Origin of the sequence: Pseudomonas sp. 478, assembly GCF_003254125.1 — a bacterium.
GTDB lineage: Bacteria > Pseudomonadota > Gammaproteobacteria > Pseudomonadales > Pseudomonadaceae > Aquipseudomonas.
This window is the reverse complement of sequence record NZ_QKZG01000003.1, coordinates 200,378-215,506: the sequence shown is the minus strand read 5'-3', so window position 1 is coordinate 215,506 and position 15,129 is coordinate 200,378. Positions and strand designations below refer to the sequence as shown.

Annotated in this window: 12 protein-coding genes; all 12 read left to right on the top strand. The window is 60.3% G+C overall.

The annotated features are described in order from the left end of the window. Nucleotides 1-47: 47 nt before the first annotated feature. On the top strand, nt 48-1,547 hold the full coding sequence (locus tag DFS28_RS07820) for an NAD(P)H-hydrate dehydratase (RefSeq protein ID WP_111449264.1): 1,500 nt from the start codon (nt 48-50) through the stop codon (nt 1,545-1,547). Then, complete coding sequence (gene tsaE / locus DFS28_RS07815) at nt 1,535-2,005, top strand: tRNA (adenosine(37)-N6)-threonylcarbamoyltransferase complex ATPase subunit type 1 TsaE (protein ID WP_111449263.1); 471 nt, start codon at nt 1,535-1,537, stop codon at nt 2,003-2,005. The genes DFS28_RS07820 and tsaE overlap by 13 nt, the downstream gene beginning before the upstream one ends. After that, nucleotides 2,006-3,433 (top strand): N-acetylmuramoyl-L-alanine amidase, encoded by a 1,428-nt coding sequence (locus tag DFS28_RS07810; RefSeq protein ID WP_111449262.1) that lies wholly within the window; start codon nt 2,006-2,008, stop codon nt 3,431-3,433. Beyond that, a complete protein-coding gene (mutL, locus tag DFS28_RS07805; RefSeq protein ID WP_111449261.1) occupies nt 3,430-5,340 on the top strand; it encodes a DNA mismatch repair endonuclease MutL in 1,911 nt (636 codons plus the stop codon). Before DFS28_RS07810 ends, mutL begins: the two co-directional genes overlap by 4 nt. Continuing rightward, nucleotides 5,340-6,311, top strand: a complete 972-nt coding sequence (gene miaA, locus DFS28_RS07800; RefSeq protein WP_111449260.1) for a tRNA (adenosine(37)-N6)-dimethylallyltransferase MiaA — start codon at nt 5,340-5,342, stop codon at nt 6,309-6,311. Before mutL ends, miaA begins: the two co-directional genes overlap by 1 nt. Nucleotides 6,312-6,404: 93 nt before the next feature. Then, nucleotides 6,405-6,665 carry an RNA chaperone Hfq gene (gene hfq, locus DFS28_RS07795; RefSeq protein WP_007902656.1) on the top strand — a complete coding sequence of 87 codons (261 nt, stop codon included), beginning with the start codon at nt 6,405-6,407 and terminating at the stop codon, nt 6,663-6,665. A 12-nt stretch (nt 6,666-6,677) separates the two neighbouring features. Further along, a complete protein-coding gene (gene hflX / locus DFS28_RS07790; RefSeq protein WP_111449259.1) occupies nt 6,678-7,979 on the top strand; it encodes a ribosome rescue GTPase HflX in 1,302 nt (433 codons plus the stop codon). 96 nt (nt 7,980-8,075) lie between these two features. Next, on the top strand, nt 8,076-9,245 hold the full coding sequence (gene hflK / locus DFS28_RS07785; protein ID WP_008156982.1) for an FtsH protease activity modulator HflK: 1,170 nt from the start codon (nt 8,076-8,078) through the stop codon (nt 9,243-9,245). Next, complete coding sequence (gene hflC / locus DFS28_RS07780; RefSeq protein WP_008156983.1) at nt 9,245-10,114, top strand: protease modulator HflC; 870 nt, start codon at nt 9,245-9,247, stop codon at nt 10,112-10,114. Before hflK ends, hflC begins: the two co-directional genes overlap by 1 nt. A 318-nt stretch (nt 10,115-10,432) precedes the next feature. Beyond that, nucleotides 10,433-11,620, top strand: a complete 1,188-nt coding sequence (locus DFS28_RS07775; protein WP_111449258.1) for an ATP phosphoribosyltransferase regulatory subunit — start codon at nt 10,433-10,435, stop codon at nt 11,618-11,620. 54 nt (nt 11,621-11,674) lie between these two features. Further along, the gene (locus tag DFS28_RS07770; RefSeq protein WP_074873214.1) at nt 11,675-12,964 is read left to right on the top strand and encodes an adenylosuccinate synthase; all 1,290 of its coding nucleotides are present in this window, start codon (nt 11,675-11,677) and stop codon (nt 12,962-12,964) included. A gap of 149 nt (nt 12,965-13,113) precedes the next feature. Next, on the top strand, nt 13,114-15,048 hold the full coding sequence (locus DFS28_RS07765; RefSeq protein ID WP_111449257.1) for a methyl-accepting chemotaxis protein: 1,935 nt from the start codon (nt 13,114-13,116) through the stop codon (nt 15,046-15,048). Nucleotides 15,049-15,129: the final 81 nt, after the last annotated feature.

Here is a 15,129-nt window from a genome sequence, read left to right as displayed (position 1 = left end):
GAGCTGAGGTGCGTATAATTCTGCCAGACATCGGAGCCCGAAGACGCATGCCGCACACTAAAGATGATTTACCCGACGCGCTGTATAGCGCCGCGCAAGTGCGAGCCCTCGATGCAAGCCTGATTGCGGCCGGCACACCGGGCTTCGAATTGATGCAGCGCGCGGCGCGGGCGACCTGGCGTGCGCTGGTTCGCCATTGGCCGGCGGCGAATGAATTGAGTGTCATGGCCGGTCATGGCAATAACGCCGGCGACGGTTATCTGGTGGCCGTGCTGGCCCGACGTGCCGGCTGGCATGTGCGGGTGTTGGCGGTCGGTGATCCCAAGCGTTTACAGGGTGATGCGGCATCAGCCCATGCCGAGGCCGTGTCCGAAGGTGTCGCGGTTCAAGCCTGGAGCGCACAGTCTGAGTTGCACGGTATCGTGCTGGATGCCTTGCTCGGCACCGGCCTGACGGGTGAGGTGCGAGCACCCTACGCGGGCGCCATTGCGGCGATCAACGGCAGCGGGCTGCCGGTTGCGGCGGTGGATATCCCTTCGGGGTTGTGCGCTGATACCGGCCGAATACTCGGCGCTGCGGTGCGGGCTGACCTGACGGTGACGTTCATCGGCCTGAAACTGGGTCTGTTCACTGGTGATGCTGCAGACGTGGTTGGGGCGTTGGTGTTCAACGATCTGCAGGCCTCCCCCGAGTCGTTTAACGGCGTCGCCATCAGTGCACGTCGCCTGACGGCCAGTTCGTTGCCGCGTCTGGCGGGCCGGGCTCCAACCTCCCATAAAGGCAAATTCGGCCACGTCCTGCTGATCGGCGGTGATCGCGGCTTTGGTGGCGCCGTCCTGCTGAGCGCACAAAGTGCCCTGCGCAGCGGCGCGGGCATGGTGTCCGTGGCCACGCGCAGTGAACATGTTCCGGCCGCGCTGGCGAGAATTCCTGAAGCCATGGTGTTGGGCACTTCGTCGGCCAATCAACTGATGGAACTGCTGCAAAAGGTTTCCGTGCTGGTTGTCGGCCCAGGCTTGGGTCAGGCTTCCTGGGGGCGCAGCCTTTTGTCGGCGGCTGCCAAGGCGCCGCTGCCGCAAGTCTGGGACGCTGATGCATTGAATCTGCTGGCCGCAGAGCACGTGAGCTTGCCCAAGGACTGCGTGATCACGCCGCATCCAGGCGAAGCGGCGCGCTTGTTGGGGGTGAGCACTGCCGTAGTGCAGGCCGATCGTCCTGCGGCAGCTCACGCATTGAGCAAAAAATATACAGCTGTCGTGGTGCTCAAAGGCGCCGGCAGCCTGATCGCCAGCCCCGATGGGCGTCTGGCGTTGTGTCATCAGGGCCATCCGGCCATGGCCACCGCCGGTTTGGGTGATGTGCTGGCCGGTCTGGTCGGCGCGTTGCTGGCGCAAGGCATGGAGGCGTTCGACGCCGCCTGCCTGGCCGTCTGGCTGCACGCTAATGCTGGTGCGCAAGAAGGTAAATCGGGCCGTGGGCTGGCGGCCAGTGATCTGATTCCAGCCATTCGTCAGTTGTTGGAGGAGCAAGCACCGTGTCTGAAATAACCCTGTACCTGGCTGATGAAGAGGCGATGACCGCGTTTGGCGCGCGCATCGCAAAAACCACTCAAGGGCACGGTCTGATTTTTCTGGAAGGGGACCTGGGGGCGGGGAAAACCACGCTGTCTCGGGGCATCATTCGTGGCTTGGGGCATGTAGGCGCGGTAAAAAGTCCGACCTTCACCCTGGTCGAACCCTACGAGATTGGCGAAATCCGGGCCTTCCATTTCGACCTCTATCGCCTGGTCGACCCTGAAGAGCTGGAGTACCTCGGTATCCGTGACTACTTCGAAGACGACGCGTTGTGTCTGATCGAATGGCCCGAAAAGGGTGCAGGCTTTTTGCCAAAGCCTGACCTGACCATTACCATTGGCCCGCAAGACAGCGGGCGTTCGCTGAAAATTTTGTCCCAGGGCTCGCGTGGCGAGTCGTGGTGTGCCGCTTTGGCATTGGAAACCAATTAAATGATGGGGTTAGGTATGCGCTTTCGCGCGATGGTAGCTGCCGTAGGATTGTTGTTTTTGGCGGTGACCGTCGACGCTGTGGCCGAGACGAAGGTCAACAGCGTTCGCCTGTGGCGGGCTCCGGACAACACACGACTGGTGTTCGATCTGAGTGGTCCTGTCCAGCACAGTGTATTTACCCTGACCGCCCCGGATCGGCTGGTCATCGACATCAATGGCGCGACTCTGGGGGCGCCGCTGAACGTCAACAGTTCGAACACTCCGATCACCGCCATGCGCTCGGCTCAACGTACGCCAACCGATCTGCGGGTGGTCATCGACCTGAAAAAAGCCGTGACGCCGAAAAGTTTTACCTTGGCGCCAAACGCCCAGTACGGCAATCGCCTGGTGGTCGACTTGTTCGACAACGCCGCCGATGCCGCGCCAATTCCGGCGCCGACCAACGTCGCGACGGTCGCCCCGGTGCCGGTCACTCCGGTGGAGCCTGCGGTGAAGCTGCCGCCAGCTCCGGCCGGCAAGCGCGACATTGTTGTGGTGATCGACGCTGGCCACGGTGGCGAAGACCCGGGCGCCTCCGGCTCTCGCGGTCAGCGCGAGAAAGACGTGGTGCTGGCCATCGCCCGCGAATTGCAGCGTCAGGTCAGCGGTATGAAAGGCTTCCGCGCCGAACTGACCCGCACCGGCGACTACTTCATCCCATTGCGTGGCCGTACCGAAATCGCCCGCAAGAAGGGCGCCGACCTGTTCGTCTCGATCCATGCCGACGCAGCGCCGTCTGCGGCAGCCTTCGGTGCGTCGGTGTTCGCTTTGTCCGATCGCGGCGCCACCTCGGAAACCGCCCGTTGGCTGGCCGACAGCGAAAACCGCTCCGACTTGATCGGTGGTGCTGGCAGCGTCAGCCTCGACGACAAGGACCGCATGCTGGCCGGTGTGCTGCTCGACCTGTCGATGACCGCTTCCCTGACTTCGAGCCTGGACGTTGGCCAAAAGGTCTTGAGCAACATCAGCCGGGTCACGCCGTTGCACAAACAACGGGTGGAACAGGCCGGGTTCATGGTGCTGAAATCGCCGGACATTCCGTCGATCCTGGTGGAAACCGGCTTCATCTCCAACTCCAACGAAGCCTCGAAACTGTCGGCGGCGAGCCACCAGCAGGCGCTGGCACGCTCGATCAGCGCCGGTGTTCGCCAGTTCTTCCAGCAGAATCCGCCACCGGGCACCTACATCGCCTGGCTACGTGATTCCGGCAAAATCGCTCAAGGTCCACGTGACCATCGGGTGAGCCCGGGCGAGACGTTGGCGATGATCGCTGTGCGTTATCAGGTGTCTCCGGCCACCCTGCGCAGCGCCAACAACCTACAGAGTGACGAGCTGAAAATCGGTCAGAACCTGACCATCCCCGGCACTGAACTGGCGGCCAAAGAATGAACCAGGTGCTGACCAACACGGCTCGCATCGAGCTGCTCAGCCCGCGACTGGCGAACCAGATTGCCGCCGGTGAGGTGGTTGAGCGCCCGGCTTCGGTGATCAAGGAGCTGCTGGAAAACAGCCTCGACTCCGGCGCCAGGCGTATCGATGTCGATGTGGAGCAGGGCGGCGTCAAGCTGCTGCGGGTGCGCGACGATGGCAGCGGCATTTCTGCCGATGACCTGCCGCTGGCCCTGGCGCGACATGCCACCAGCAAAATCCGCAACCTGGAAGACCTCGAGCAGGTCATGAGCCTGGGCTTTCGCGGTGAAGCCCTCGCGTCGATCAGCTCCGTGGCACGCCTGACCCTGACGTCCCGCACCAAAGAGGCCGATCAAGCCTGGCAGGTCGAAACCGAAGGCCGGGACATGGCGCCTCGCGTGCAGCCAGCGGCCCATCCGGTGGGCACGTCGGTGGAAGTGCGTGACTTGTTTTTCAACACCCCGGCCCGCCGCAAGTTTCTCAAAACCGAAAAAACCGAATTCGATCACCTGCAAGAAGTGATCAAGCGTCTGGCGTTGGCGCGTTTTGACGTGGCGTTCCATCTGCGCCACAACGGCAAGACCATCCTCAGCCTGCATGAAGCCCATGACGACGCGGCCCGTGCCCGGCGTGTGGCGGCGATTTGCGGTTCGGGTTTCCTCGAGCAGGCGCTGCCGATCGAGATCGAGCGCAATGGCCTGCATTTGTGGGGCTGGGTTGGCTTGCCGACGTTCAACCGCAGTCAGGCAGACTTGCAGTATTTCTTTGTGAACGGCCGTGCAGTACGCGACAAACTGGTGGCCCACGCGGTGCGCCAGGCCTATCGCGACGTGCTGTTCAACGGCCGGCATCCGACGTTCGTGCTGTTCTTTGAAGTCGATCCGGCAGGCGTTGACGTCAACGTGCACCCGACCAAGCACGAAGTGCGCTTCCGTGACGGGCGCATGGTTCACGATTTCCTCTACGGCACCCTGCACCGCGCCTTGGGCGATGTGCGGCCGGAAGACCATCTGGCCGCACCTGTCGCGACGGCCATCGTTCGACCTACCGGCATTGATGCTGGCGAGTTCGGGCCACAGGGCGAAATGCGTCTGGCGGCCAATGCCTTGCTGGAACAGCCTCAGGCCCAGCCGTCGTTCAATACGCCGGCCGGCTCGGGCGCGGGTGCCGGTTATCAATATCAGTACTCGCCGCGCCCTCAGTCCGGCGTGCCGGTGGCTGAGGCCCAGGCCGCTTATCGCGAGTTTTTTGCGCCATTGCCAGAAGCCAACGCAGTAGCGCTGCCGGCCGGGCAGGACGACATTCCGCCGCTGGGTTATGCACTGGCGCAGCTCAAAGGCATCTACATTCTTTCGGAAAACGCCCAGGGCCTGGTGCTGGTGGACATGCACGCTGCGCACGAGCGGATCATGTACGAACGCCTGAAAATCGCCATGGCCAGCGAAGGCCTGAGCGGTCAGCCGCTGCTGGTGCCAGAGTCCCTGGCGGTCAGTCAGCGTGAAGCCGATTGCGCCGAAGAACACGTCGCGTGGTTCCAGCGCCTGGGCTTTGAATTGCAGCGTCTGGGCCCGGAATCCCTGGCGATCCGGCAGATTCCGGCACTGCTCAAGCAGGCAGAAGCCAATCGATTGGTCAGTGACGTCCTCGCGGACCTGATGGAATACGGCACCAGCGACCGGATTCAGGCGCACCTGAACGAGCTGCTCGGGACCATGGCCTGCCATGGCGCGATTCGGGCGAATCGACGCCTGGCCCTGCCGGAAATGAACGGTCTGCTGCGGGACATGGAAAACACCGAACGCAGCGGTCAATGCAACCATGGCCGACCGACCTGGACCCAATTGGGCCTGGACGATCTGGACAAACTGTTTTTGCGCGGTCGTTGATGAACCAGCTCCCTCCTGCGATTTTCCTGATGGGGCCGACCGCCGCCGGCAAGACCGACCTGGCCATCGAACTCACCAAAGTCTTGCCTTGCGAGTTGATCAGCGTCGATTCGGCGCTGGTCTACCGTGGCATGGACATCGGCACCGCCAAGCCCTCAAAAGAGCTTCTGGCTGAATTTCCACACCGGTTGATCGATATTCTCGACCCGGCAGAGAGCTATTCGGCCGCCGATTTCCGTCGTGATGCCCTCCAAGCCATGGCCGAGATCACCGCGCGGGGCAAAATTCCGCTGCTGGTGGGCGGCACAATGCTCTATTACAAGGCTTTGGTTGAAGGTCTGGCAGACATGCCGGCGGCCGATCCGGATGTCCGCGCACAGATCGAAGAAGAAGCTGCACGCCTTGGCTGGCAAGCCTTGCACGATCAATTGGCAGTCATCGATCCGCAATCTGCGGCGCGTATTCATCCGAACGATCCGCAGCGACTCAGTCGGGCGCTGGAAGTTTATCGCGTCAGTGGTCAGAGCATGACTGCACTAAGGTTGCAACAATCTGCGCAAAGTACTGAAGCAGCCGCCTCGGGACTGCAACAATTGCCCTATACTGTCGCGAACTTGGCCATTGCTCCGGCAAATCGCCAGGTATTGCACGAGCGAATTAAACAAAGATTCACGAATATGCTGGAACAGGGATTCATTGACGAGGTCGTAGCCCTGCGTAAGCGAAGTGACCTGCATGCCGGGTTGCCGTCTATACGTGCAGTAGGCTACCGACAAGTCTGGGACTACCTGGATGGCAAGCTGACGCAAGCCGAGATGCAGGAGCGTGGAATCATTGCCACGCGCCAATTGGCAAAGCGCCAGTTCACCTGGCTGCGCAGTTGGGCTGATTTACATTGGTTGGACAGCCTCGATTGCGACAATCTGCCGCGCGCCTTGAAATACCTTGGGACCATCTCCATATTGAGCTGAGTCCTTGCAATTGCCGTCTATCCTTGGGGGTGTGACGGCCACAAGCCATTGTTTACCTATTTTTTATATTGAATCCTTAAAGGAGTGCGGCACATGTCAAAAGGGCATTCGCTACAAGACCCTTACTTGAATACTTTACGTAAAGAGAAAGTGGGGGTTTCCATCTACCTGGTCAACGGGATCAAGCTGCAAGGCACGATCGAGTCTTTCGACCAGTTCGTTATCCTGCTGAAAAACACCGTCAGCCAGATGGTTTACAAACACGCTATCTCTACAGTGGTGCCGGTTCGTCCAATTCGTCTGCCTAGCGCAACCGAATCCGAAGCAGGTGACGCTGAGCCAGGTAACGCCTGATAGGAGTCTCCTTTGTTCTTTGAGCGCCACGGTGGTGGTGAGCGAGTAATCCTCGTTCACTTGGATGGACAGGACCCTGAGGCGCGCGAAGATCCGCAGGAGTTTCAGGAACTGGCTAATTCGGCGGGCGCCGAGACCGTTGCGTTTTTTAACGTGCCGCGTCATCGGCCAACCGCCAAATTCCTGATTGGCAGCGGCAAGGTCGAGGAGCTGCGCGACCTGGTCAAGGCCGAAGAGGCCGATCTGGTGATTTTCAATCACATCCTCACGCCCAGTCAGGAACGTAACCTCGAACGTGTTTTCGAGTGTCGCGTCATCGACCGTACCGGTCTGATTCTCGATATTTTCGCCCAACGCGCCCGTACCCATGAAGGCAAGCTCCAGGTAGAACTGGCCCAGCTTGACCACATGAGCACCCGGCTGGTTCGTGGCTGGACCCACCTTGAACGTCAGGGTGGTGGTATCGGCATGCGTGGCCCGGGTGAAACCCAACTCGAAACCGACCGCCGTTTGCTGCGGGTTCGTCTGCGGCAGATCAAGGGTCGGCTGGAGAAAGTGCGCAGTCAGCGCGAACAGTCGCGACGTGGGCGTATGCGTGCGGATATCCCTACCGTGTCGCTGGTGGGGTATACCAACGCCGGTAAATCCACGCTCTTCAATAACGTGACGAAATCCGACGTTTACGCGGCTGACCAATTGTTTGCCACGTTGGACCCGACCCTGCGCCGTCTGGAACTGGACGATCTGGGGCCGATTGTCCTGGCGGACACTGTAGGTTTCATTCGCCATTTGCCCCACAAGCTGGTCGAGGCATTTCGGTCTACCCTCGAAGAGTCGAGCAACTCCGACCTGCTGTTGCACGTGATCGATGCGGCCGAACCCGATCGCATGTTGCAGATCGAGCAGGTGATGGTGGTGCTGGGCGAGATTGGTGCCCAGGACTTGCCGATCCTCGAGGTCTATAACAAACTCGATTTGCTTGAAGGCGTTGAGCCACAAATCCAGCGCGACGAAAACGGCAAACCCCAGCGGGTATGGCTGTCGGCGCGTGATGGCACTGGTCTGGAATTGCTTGAACAAGCCATTGCCGAGTTACTCGGCAGTGATTTGTTTATCGGCACCTTGCGCTTGCCGCAACGTTTTGCTCGACTGCGTGCGCAGTTTTTCGAACTCGGTGCGGTGCAGAAAGAAGAACACGACGAAGAAGGCATCAGCCTGCTGGCCGTTCGCTTGCCGCGGGTCGAGTTGAATCGACTGGTGAGTCGCGAAGGTCTGCAACCGATGGAATTCATCGAACAACACACTTTGCAATAAAAGCCTGAAAAAGCGGTTGTGCCGCGGTGACAGGCATTCTGTAGCATTGGTCGGCGCGCCGTGGGTGCGTCTTTGCTTTATCAGATGGAGAGCGCTATGGCTTGGAATGAGCCGGGTGGCAACTCGAATAATCAGGATCCTTGGGGTGGCAAACGCCGCAATAACGGCGACCGCAAGGGACCACCGGATCTCGACGAGGCCTTCCGAAAGCTGCAGGAAAGCCTGAACGGGTTGTTCGGTGGTGGTAAGAAACGCGGTGATGACGGTGGCGGTTCGGGCAGGAGTGGCGGCTTCGGCGGTCTGCTCGGCATCGGCCTGGTCGTGTTGGCGGCCGTGTGGCTGTACAGCGCGGTCTATGTAGTCGACGAGCAGGAGCAAGCCGTGGTGCTGCGCTTCGGCAAGTACTACGAAACCGTTGGCCCGGGCCTGAACATCTATTTCCCGCCGATCGATCGCAAGTACCTGGAAAACGTCACGCGTGAGCGTGCCTACACCAAGCAGGGTCAAATGCTGACTGAAGACGAGAACATCGTCGAAGTGCCGCTGACCGTGCAGTACAAGATCAGCAACCTGCAGGACTTCGTGCTGAGCGTTGATCAGCCGGAAATCAGCCTGCAGCACGCGACCGAAAGTGCCTTGCGCCATGTGGTGGGTTCCACCGCGATGGACCAGGTGCTGACCGAAGGTCGTGAATTGATGGCCAGCGAAATCAAGGAGCGTCTGCAACGCTTCATGGATACCTATCGCACCGGTATCACCGTCACTCAGGTCAACGTACAGAGCGCAGCCGCACCGCGTGAAGTGCAGGAAGCCTTCGATGACGTGATCCGCGCCCGTGAAGACGAGCAGCGTTCGCGTAACCAGGCTGAAACCTACGCTAACGGTGTCGTGCCGGAAGCCCGTGGTCAGGCCCAGCGCATCATCGAAGATGCCAATGGTTACCGTGACGAAACCGTCTCGCGCGCCAAGGGTGAGGCTGATCGCTTCACCAAGCTGGTGAGCGAGTATCGCAAGGCACCTGAAGTGACCCGTCAGCGTCTGTACCTGGACACCATGCAGGAAGTCTTCAGCAACACCAGCAAGGTTCTCGTGACCGGCAACAAGAATGGCCAGAGCAATCTGCTGTACTTGCCGCTGGACAAGATGGTCGAAGGCGGTCGCAACACCAGCACTTCGGTGACCGGCGCGGCAGCCACCAGCAATGAAGCGAATGTGCGTGCAGCCGATCTTCAGCAACAGCAAGCACGCACCAGGGAGAGTCGCTGATGAGCAATAAATCGCTGATCGCCCTTATTGTCGGCGTCGTCGTGGCGATCGCTGCCTGGAACTGCTTCTACATCGTGGCTCAGACCGAGCGTGCGGTGCTGCTGCAGTTCGGTCGTGTAGTCCAGACTGATGTTCAGCCGGGCCTGCATGTGAAAGTGCCTTACGTTAACCAGGTGCGCAAATTCGACGCACGCCTGATGACGCTGGATGCACCGACACAACGCTTCCTGACGCTGGAAAAGAAAGCCGTCATGGTCGATGCCTACGCCAAGTGGCGCGTGAAAGATGCCGAGCGCTTCTACACCGCGACTTCCGGCCTCAAGCAGATTGCTGACGAGCGTCTTTCCCGTCGTCTGGAGTCGGGCCTGCGTGACCAGTTCGGTAAGCGCACGCTGCATGAAGTGGTTTCCGGTGAGCGCGATGCGCTGATGACCGATATCACGGCTTCGCTGAACAAGATGGCGGAAAAAGAGCTGGGCATCGAAGTTGTCGATGTTCGGGTCAAGGCCATCGATCTGCCGAAGGAAGTGAACCGCAGCGTGTTCGAACGCATGAGTTCCGAGCGTGAGCGTGAAGCTCGCGAGCACCGCGCCAAGGGTAACGAACTGTCGGAAGGCATTCGTGCCGACGCTGATCGTCAACGCCGCGTGTTGCTGGCTGAAGCCTATCGTGAATCTGAAGAGGTTCGTGGTGATGGTGATGCCCAGGCCGCTGCGATCTACTCCAAGGCCTACGGCCAGGATCAGGAATTCTACGGTTTCTACCGTAGCCTGCGTGCCTACCGTGAAAGCTTCGCGAACAAATCCGACGTCATGGTCCTGGACCCAAGCAGCGACTTCTTCCGTTACCTGGAAAAAGCCAAGCCTTGATACGACGTTGACCTGAATCATCCCCCGCCTGGCGGCTAACGCCTCGGGCGGGGTGATCCTTTGGGAAAACGTGTGTATGATGCGGCAGCCGGGAAATTCCCGGCTTTTTTGCGTCTGCACGTTTGATTGCTGTTTTTTATGCAGGCGTCCGAGTTGAATGACTCGACAGGTTTTTCGAGGAAAGTGGTTGGTGAAGCCGATTTCAGGCTTTTCGCCGCGTCGTTCATGCGCGTTGTTTGTGCGCATGAGCCGATCATTTTCTGCTTCACTCAAGGCTCGCCCAAAGGCTTGCCGCCCGGATCATAGGGGAATGGCGTAATGGCAACGGTAGACCGCTGGCTGCTGCCAGATGGCATCGAAGAAGTACTGCCACCAGAAGCGGCGCGCATTGAAGTCGCGCGTCGTCAGGTGTTGGATCTGTTCCAGAGCTGGGGTTACGAGTTTGTCGTGACTCCCCATATCGAGTACCTGGAATCCCTGCTGACCGGCGCGGGCCAGGACCTCGATCTGCGTACCTTCAAGGTCATCGACCCGCAATCGGGCCGGCAGATGGGGTTCCGTGCCGACATTACGCCGCAAGTGGCGCGCATCGATGCGCACACCTTGCGTCGCGAAGGCCCGAGCCGTCTGTGCTATGCCGGTAGCGTGCTGCACGCTCAACCGCGCGCCTTGTCGTCCTCGCGCAGCCCGATCCAGCTGGGTGCCGAGTTATACGGCGATGCCAGCCCGAGCAGCGACGTGGAAGTCATCAGCCTGATGTTGGCTATGCTGCAACTGGCCGATGTGCCGGATGTGCACATGGACCTCGGTCATGTGGGTATCTACCGCAGCCTGGCTCGCGCCGCCGGTTTGTCCGGTGAAGTCGAGCAACAGTTGTTCGACGCGTTGCAACGTAAGGCCATCGACGAGGTCATTACCTTGACCGAAGGCCTGCCTGCCGATTTGTCGGGCATGTTGCGGGCGCTGGTTGACCTGTGTGGCGGCCGTGAAGTCTTGAGCGCTGCCCGCGAGCGTCTGGCGGATGCGCCGGCGCCAGTACTGGCCGCTCTGGACGACTTGCTGGCGATTGCCGAGCGTCTGTCCACGCGTTTCCCCGAGTTGCCGTTGTATTTCGACCTGGGCGAGTTGCGCGGCTACCACTACCACACCGGTGTGGTGTTCGCGGTGTTCGTACCGGGTGTTGGCCAGTCCATTGCTCAGGGCGGTCGTTACGACGACATCGGTGCCGACTTCGGTCGTGCCCGTCCGGCAACCGGCTTCTCTACCGATTTGAAAACCCTGGTGACCCTGGGGCGTGCTGAGATCGAGTTACCGTCTGGCGGTATCTGGATGCCTGACAGTACGGATGCAGCACTCTGGCAGCAGGTTTGCCAGTTGCGCAGTGAGGGTCAGCGTGTCGTTCAGGCGTTGCCTGGGCAACCTTTGGCCGCCGCCCGTGAAGCGGACTGCGACCGGCAATTGATTCAGCAGAACGGGCTTTGGCAAGTATCGCCACTGGCTTCTTGAGTTTTCCTGTCGGCTGCGGCCGGCACCAAGTTTGCGCGAATGAGGACAAGTGTTATGGGTAAGAATGTCGTAGTCCTGGGCACCCAATGGGGTGATGAGGGCAAAGGCAAGATCGTTGATCTGCTGACCGAACATGCTGCCGCCGTAGTGCGCTACCAGGGTGGCCACAACGCTGGTCACACCCTGGTGATCGATGGCGAAAAAACCGTCTTGCACCTGATCCCGTCGGGCGTGCTGCGCGAAGGCGTGCAGTGCCTGATCGGCAACGGCGTGGTGGTTGCACCCGACGCTCTGCTGCGGGAAATCATCAAGCTGGAAGAGAAAGGCGTACCGGTGCGCGAGCGCCTGCGTATCAGCCCGTCCTGCCCGCTGATCCTGTCCTTCCACGTAGCGCTGGACCAGGCCCGTGAAAAGGCCCGTGGCGAACTGAAGATCGGTACGACCGGTCGCGGCATCGGCCCGGCTTACGAAGACAAGGTTGCACGGCGTGGCCTGCGTGTGGGCGACCTGCTCAACATGCCGCGCTTTGAAGACAAGCTGCGCGAACTGGTGGACTACCACAACTTCATGCTGGTGGGTTACTACAAAGAGCCTGCCATCGAGTTCGAAAAAACCCTGGCCGAGTGCAAAGAATACGCTGAACTGCTCAAGCCGCTGATGCTGGACGTGACGGCCGAGCTCCACGACCTGCGTCGCGCTGGCAAAGACATCATGTTCGAAGGCGCCCAAGGTTCGTTGCTCGACATCGACCACGGTACCTATCCGTACGTGACCAGCTCCAACACCACCGCTGGTGGCGTGGCGACAGGTTCGGGCGTTGGTCCGATGTTCCTGGATTACATTCTGGGCATCACCAAGGCTTACACCACTCGCGTAGGTTCGGGTCCATTCCCGACTGAGCTGTTTGACGAAGTGGGTGCTCACCTGGCCAAACAAGGTCACGAGTTCGGCGCTACCACCGGCCGTGCCCGTCGTTGCGGCTGGTTCGACGCCGTTATCCTGCGTCGTGCTATCGATGTGAACAGCATCTCGGGCATCTGCCTGACCAAGCTCGACGTGCTCGACGGCCTCGAAACCATCAACATCTGCGTCGGCTACAAAGATGCGCAAGGCAATGCCGTTGCCCCGACTGATGCTGACAGCTACGTGGGCCTGCAGCCTGTGTACGAAGAAGTGCCGGGCTGGACCGAGTCGACTGTGGGTGCCAAAACCATGGAAGAGCTGCCAGCTAACGCCCGTGCTTACATCAAGCGCGTCGAAGAGCTGATCGGTGCGCCGATCGACATTATTTCGACGGGCCCGGACCGCAACGAAACCATCGTTTTGCGTCATCCGTTCGCTTAATAAGTCGTTGATGTAAAACACAAAGGCCCCTCATTTGGGGCCTTTGTCGTATCTGCCTGTCGGGCGGCACGACCTTTGCTGTGATGTTGATTAAAAGCATCGCTTCCAGTGCGCCATCAATTTAATGGCGTCAAGCAGAGGGATTTTAAGTGTCAGCCATTCTCTCACTGTTACAAAGCCGTCTTCTGCGGCCAGTGTTCGTTACCCTTGGTATCGCCCTTTTGGTGCAAGTGCTTGTAGCTGTCGCCCTGACTCGGAGCACAGTGACCGCACTGGAAGCTGATTTAGGTGTTCGCCTGGGTGCTGACAGTCAAAAGCTCTCCGGGGAACTGGAGCAGGCGGGGCGGGAAGTCACGTCGAGCCTCGACAGCCTGTCGACCAATACCCGTCAGCGACTCACCGCCGGCCTGTCGTCACGTTTGAAGGATGAGCAGGCACAACTGCGTGGGACATTGGAAAAGGACCTGAAGGACTCTGCCAATGACATGGCGCAGCTTCTGGCTTCAGTCGCACCTCGCGCCATGTGGGACAGCGACGTTCCAACCTTGTCCGAATTCGCCCGCCGGGCCCAGCGCAATCCCAACGTGCTGTTCGTGATCTACGACGACGCTACTGGCCAGCACCTGACGCGCTATCTGAACCGCGAGAACCCGATCAACAAAGCGCTACTGGAGAAAGGCCAGGGCGAGCGCGCATTGGACAAAGTGCTGGATGCGGCGAAGAACGATCCATCGGTCTACTACCTCGAAGCCTCAATCAGCCCCAATGGCGTGGAAATCGGCAAGGTCTTGATGGGTGTTTCCACCGCTTCCGTGGAAGTCGATCTGGCAGCCCTCGACAAACGCTTTTCGGCACTGATCGCCAGCAGTGATCAACTGGTCGGCGACAGCCTCAAAGGCGCGGCGGCTGATAGTGCAGCAGCGATGGGCGCGCGTCTGAAGTCGGCGCAGTCCACGGCTTCAGCGATGCAGGCCAACACCACCAGCACCGTGCAGGAAGCGGCAGGCACTTTGCGCTGGCGCATCGGCATGGGGCTCGCGTTGGTCGGTTGCGGTGTGCTGCTGTTGCTCGCGGTGGTGCTGGGTCGTCGAGTGGTCAATCGCTTGAAGCTGCTCATCGCTGCCATGGATGACCTGGCGGCGGGCGAGGGCGACTTGACCAAGCGGGTGCAGATCAACAGTAAGGACGAAATCGGTGACATGGCCTCGGCGGTCAATCGCTTTGTGGATAAGTTGCAGCCGATCGTGCGCGAAGCGGGCGATGTGGCTCAGCGTACCGGTGTGGAAATCGGCGCGATGACGTTGCGCAATGCCGGGGCCGATAAAGCGGCGGGCATGCAGCGCGATGAAGTGGCCGAGAGCCTGCGTGCGTTGTCGCAAATGGCTGATGAAGCCCAGTCGGAAAGTCATGCCATGCAGGCGGCCTTGCAGCAAGTGGTGGATATTCGTTCGGCGACGGATGAAAACACGCGGACGTCGGCGAAAGTCGGCAGCCTGATCGAGGCGTTGGCCGGGCAGGTCGACACCGGGGCGAAAGTCATCGAGCGGCTGGCGCAGCAGAGTGAGCAAATTGAAGTGGTGTTGACGGTGATTCACGGGATCGCCGAGCAGACCAACCTGCTGGCGCTGAACGCGGCGATCGAAGCGGCGCGTGCGGGCGAGACCGGTCGCGGGTTTGCCGTGGTCGCCGATGAAGTGCGAGCGCTGGCGAGCAAGACGCAGAGCTCCACTGGCGATATTCAGGCGCACATCGTTGCCTTGCAACAAGGTGCGCGTGAGGCGGTGGCGGCGATCGGTCAGGCCGGGCGTCAGGCCAGCGAAGGTTTGCTGGTGCTGCGTGACAGTGCGCGGTTGCAGCAATCGGTGCAGGCGTCGGTCGAGCAGGTTCATGCGGCGATTGGTCTGGCAACGCAGGCAGCGGCGCATCAGGCGCAAGGCGCGCAAGCGGTGCGCGGTCGGGTTGAAACCATTCATGCACAGGCTGAGAAAGCGGCTCAAGCGGTGGTGGAAACCACGGCCAGCGGCAAGGTACTGGATGGATTGGCGGCGCAGTTGAAGGCGAGTCTGGGGCAGTTCAGGGCTTAAATGTGTATCGACTGGGCGGGCCTCTTCGCGAGCAAGCCCGCTCCCACAGTGATTGTTGGTGGACACAAGATTTGTGAACAC

Bases quoted from the DNA above. Each gene is read 5' to 3' on its own strand.
- DFS28_RS07820 (WP_111449264.1), top strand. From the start codon at position 48: ATGCCGCACACTAAAGATGATTTACCCGACGCGCTGTATAGCGCCGCG.
- DFS28_RS07810 (WP_111449262.1), top strand. From the start codon at position 2,006: ATGATGGGGTTAGGTATGCGCTTTCGCGCGATGGTAGCTGCCGTAGGA.
- mutL (WP_111449261.1), top strand. From the start codon at position 3,430: ATGAACCAGGTGCTGACCAACACGGCTCGCATCGAGCTGCTCAGCCCG.
- miaA (WP_111449260.1), top strand. From the start codon at position 5,340: ATGAACCAGCTCCCTCCTGCGATTTTCCTGATGGGGCCGACCGCCGCC.
- hfq (WP_007902656.1), top strand. From the start codon at position 6,405: ATGTCAAAAGGGCATTCGCTACAAGACCCTTACTTGAATACTTTACGT.
- hflK (WP_008156982.1), top strand. From the start codon at position 8,076: ATGGCTTGGAATGAGCCGGGTGGCAACTCGAATAATCAGGATCCTTGG.
- hflC (WP_008156983.1), top strand. From the start codon at position 9,245: ATGAGCAATAAATCGCTGATCGCCCTTATTGTCGGCGTCGTCGTGGCG.
- DFS28_RS07775 (WP_111449258.1), top strand. From the start codon at position 10,433: ATGGCAACGGTAGACCGCTGGCTGCTGCCAGATGGCATCGAAGAAGTA.
- DFS28_RS07770 (WP_074873214.1), top strand. From the start codon at position 11,675: ATGGGTAAGAATGTCGTAGTCCTGGGCACCCAATGGGGTGATGAGGGC.